A 2,533-nucleotide genomic window follows, 5' to 3' on the forward strand; every position below is an offset into this window, starting at 1 on the left:
AGTGCGCCGGAGCGGACCGAGCGCCCGCGGCAGGACGCCAAGGGCTCGGGCTCGGGCGGTTCGGGAGCGGGCCGTCCGGCGGGCGCCCGCCCCGGCTTCGACGCCGACGCGGCCAAGGAGCGGATGCGCGGCGCCCTGCAGTCCGTCCGCAACGCCGCGGCCGCCGCGGCGGCCCGTTCGGAGTCCAGACCGGGCGACGGGAGCCGTCCGTCCGTCCCGCGCGCGTCGGTGACCGATGTCGTCCCGCGCCGCACGCTGATCATCGTGGCCGTGGTCGTCGCACTGGCCGTACTGGGCACGATCCTGGCCATCGCTCTGAGCGGCGGCGACACGAGCGGCACGAGCGGCAAGCCGGCCGGGAAGCATGACAAGGCGTCATCGTCGTCCGCGGGCCGGACGAAGCCCTCGACGGACTCGGCCGACAAGGGCGGCGACGCGGCGAAGGACCGGCCCGCCCCCTCGGGCCCGCAGTCGCCGAGCGCCGGCCCGGCCGACGACAAGGGCAAGGACGGCAAGGCGCTGCCCGACGGCTTCGCCGAGCTCTCCAACGGCTCGTTCCACTTCCGGATGGCGATGCCCAAGGGCTTCAAGCAGACCGACACGGCGGGACAGAACTCCGGCGCCATCTACAGCGCCTCGGGCGGCTTCCCGCGGGTCCAGGTCGACTACAACGCCAAGCCCGGCACCGACGCGGCGGCCGCCTGGCGCAGCCTGGAGCCGAGCGTGCGCGGCTCCAGCGACAGCTACCACCTCATCGGCATCAAGTCGGTGAAGTGGCGGAACTATCCGACGGTCGCGGACTGGTCGTTCACGCGGAAGCAGGACGGCGAGAAGGTTCGGGTCCTCGACCGCGGGTTCCGGGCCGATGACCAGCACGGTTACGCCATCATGATCACGTGCAAGGCGGACGCCTGGTCGGACAAGGCGTGCCAGGAGCTGATCGCGACCGCGTTCAAGACCTTCGCGGTGAAGGACTGAGACGGCGCGCGTCGTTGGGCCGAGGGGGCCGCAACCGCCCGTGCGGGCACGTATCGTGAGACATCTGAGACATCGAGGGCCGTACGCATCCGCAATCGGCGGGAATACGACCGGAAGTGACCGGAGGCGTCAGCGCCGATGGGTGGCTCCGGCGCGACGGTAGAGACAGCGCGCGCTGCGGGGAGGCGTCGTGGACGAGTACGCGGGAAGGGTGCTCGCCGAGCGTTACCGCCTGCCGTTGCGCCCGGTCGGCGACGACGACTTCACCCAGACCCGGGCGTTCGACACGTACAGCGGGCAGGAGGTCCTGCTCCGTCAGGTGCCGCTGCCGGAGGTCGTGGAGGCGGAGGTCGTGGGGGCGGAGGCGGCCGGGTTCGCCGAGGGAGCCTCCGGCGGTACGCGGGCGACGGGGACGCCGGGCGGCGCCGACCGCAGCCCCAAGGACCCCGCCGTACGGCGCGCCCTGGAGGCCGCCACGACCGCGGCCCAGCTGCCCGATCACCCCCGGCTGGAGCAGATTTTTGATGTCTTCGCGCAGGACGGCAGCCTGTGGATCGTCGGTGAGCTGCTCACCGCCCGTCCGCTGTCCGCGCTGCTCGCCGAGCGGACGCTGTCCCCGCACCGCGCCGCGGAGATCGCCGCGGATCTGCTGACCGCGCTGCGTGTGCTGCACGGGGACGGCCGGCTGCACCGCAACATCACCACCCGTACGGTCCTGGTCTGCGACGACGGCCGGGCGATCCTGACCGGGCTGGCGGCGGGCGCGGCCCAGGAGGCGCTGTGCGGATACGATTCGCCGCCCGCGGCCGAGAGCCCGCAGAACGGGACGGCCGTTGCTGCCGCACCCGCCGCGGCCAAGACCTCGCTGGCCAAGCCCGCCCCGGGCGACGGCGCCACCACCACTGCCACCGTCGCCAGCCCCGCATACGGCCGCCTCACCGCCGGGCTCGCCGCCGAACGGGCGCGGCAGGCGCGGCTGACCGTCATCGGCCCGGTCACCGAGCGCTGGGCGCCGGAGCAGGCCGGCCCCGTCCACGAGAACCGGCAGTCGGCGCCGCCGGTCGGCCCGGCCACCGATCTGTGGGCGGTCGGCGCGCTGCTGTTCCGCGCGGTGCAGGGGCATCCGCCGTTCCCCGAGGACAGCGCCGTGGAACTGGCGCAGCTGGTCTGTGCGGAGCCGCCCGTGGTCGCCGAGGAGTGCGGGGCGCTGCGGCCGGTCGTCGAGTCCCTGCTGTGTCAGGACCCCGCCGACCGGCCGGACTTCGAGGAGCTGCGCGGCCGGCTGCGCGCGCTGATCCGTACGGCGCCGGAACCGGCGGTGGGCAGCCGTCTGGTGACGATGCCGGCGCTGGAGCAGGGGACCGATCCGCGGCGGCTGCCGATCGTGCGGCGGCGCGGCGAACTCGTCCGTAAGGGGCGGCACAAGAAGAGCCGGACGGCCCGGCGCGCGCAGCAGCCGCAGTCGGTATCGACGATCGCGCAGGCGCCCGTCGCGCGGCCGCCGGGCCCCCGTCGTACGCCGGGCCCGGAGCAGACCGGCCCGGCCGCGCCGCCG

At 74.7% G+C, this 2,533-nt stretch carries 1 protein-coding gene and 1 pseudogene; both read left to right on the forward strand.

Annotated elements, in window-relative coordinates:
- Positions 1–978: pseudogene (locus DY245_RS33710) on the forward strand (serine/threonine protein kinase); the annotation flags it as partial.
- A gap of 190 nt (positions 979–1,168) precedes the next feature.
- The coding region (locus DY245_RS33715) for a protein kinase (protein WP_147318394.1) at positions 1,169–2,533 on the forward strand (1,365 nt) is incomplete at its 3' end.

Source organism: Streptomyces inhibens (genome assembly GCF_003389455.1).
GTDB lineage: Bacteria > Actinomycetota > Actinomycetes > Streptomycetales > Streptomycetaceae > Streptomyces > Streptomyces inhibens.